This window comes from Leptolyngbya cf. ectocarpi LEGE 11479 (genome assembly GCF_015207065.1).
Lineage (GTDB): Bacteria > Cyanobacteriota > Cyanobacteriia > Phormidesmidales > Phormidesmidaceae > Leptothoe > Leptothoe ectocarpi.
The window spans coordinates 1-1,107 of sequence record NZ_JADEXP010000646.1 but is presented as its reverse complement, the minus strand read 5'-3'; the positions used below and the strand labels follow the sequence as shown (position 1 = coordinate 1,107).

The 1,107-nt window shown below is 53.8% G+C and carries 1 protein-coding gene; it reads right to left on the bottom strand.

The window, feature by feature from the left end:
• Positions 1-14: 14 nt before the first annotated feature.
• On the bottom strand, positions 15-1,107 hold a 1,093-nt coding region (locus IQ260_RS30715; protein WP_228016584.1), incomplete at its 5' end, for a hypothetical protein.

The window sequence follows — 1,107 nt, the reverse complement described above, 5'->3', positions numbered from 1 at the left end:
CTAGCGAACCAGACTTAATAGGAAAAGTCAGCATCAGGACAGGTCTCTAGGGCTTGGTCAAAAAACGTTGATGCCAAGTCAACCTCACCAATTTCTCTTGCAGAGGTCGCTAATTCATGGGAAAGCCTGTGGCTTGTAGTTACCTGAAGAGACTTTTGACAGAGATTAACGGCTTCTTTATATCGGCTTTTGCCTCTAAATTGTCCAGCCAACTGGTAAGCAATCTCCGCTGCAATCTCTCCCTCTTCTCCCATTATCGCTAGCCGATGCATCTCTAACCGCTGGGCCTCGCTAGAACTCTCTGCCGCTTCCCACCACAGTCGATAAAGCTCCTTCGCTGCCAGCCCTGCCAGTTCTTCATCCTCTGGCACCTCCAATGGCAACACCCGTGGCACTCGCAAGCTGTCATCCGCATTCTGTTCCATTAGCCCCAGCGCCACTGCTCGACCAATGTGCTGTTCTGCTTCTTCCGTGCCTACGGCGACCATCGCCTCCCTCGGTACGGGTAGCTGATAAATCAATCCACGGGTCAAGAGTGCCCGTATCTCGTCCGACTGCTGGGATAGCAATGTCTCTGCTAAAATATTTTCTCGAAATTCCTCGGTCTTCTCCGCCATGGCGGCCAGGATTGTCTCGGCATCGGTTGTAACATCCACTAACACCTTTGACAGCCACTCCAGCAAACGTGGATTGCCATCGGAGAGTGTCTTGGCTTTGACCTGCAGCACGGTATCCACCCGCGACTTGGGTTGAAATGCGTCCAGTCGCTGACACTTTTTCTCTAGGTTGGCTCCCTTTAGCGTTGCCAATGGCTGCCGATACAGCGCTGACAGTCCACTAAACTCAAACTCATACCGGCAGGTGAGCAGCAGCCGATGGTCGCTTTCTGTCTGACGGACCGCCCAGATCATGCTGCTGAGCATCTCTGCCACTCCCGGCAGTAGCCGATGCCGGTCGCCTACCAGCTCTAGATTTTGTTCAAAGTCATCTAGCACCAGCAGCAGCGGTGTTTCTAGCTGTTCAAATACGGCTGCCAGTCGATACTTTAGTGGCTCCTCAGTGCGCAGCTGCTGCCGCAGGTCCGCCGAGCCCACGTAGTCCGCCAGC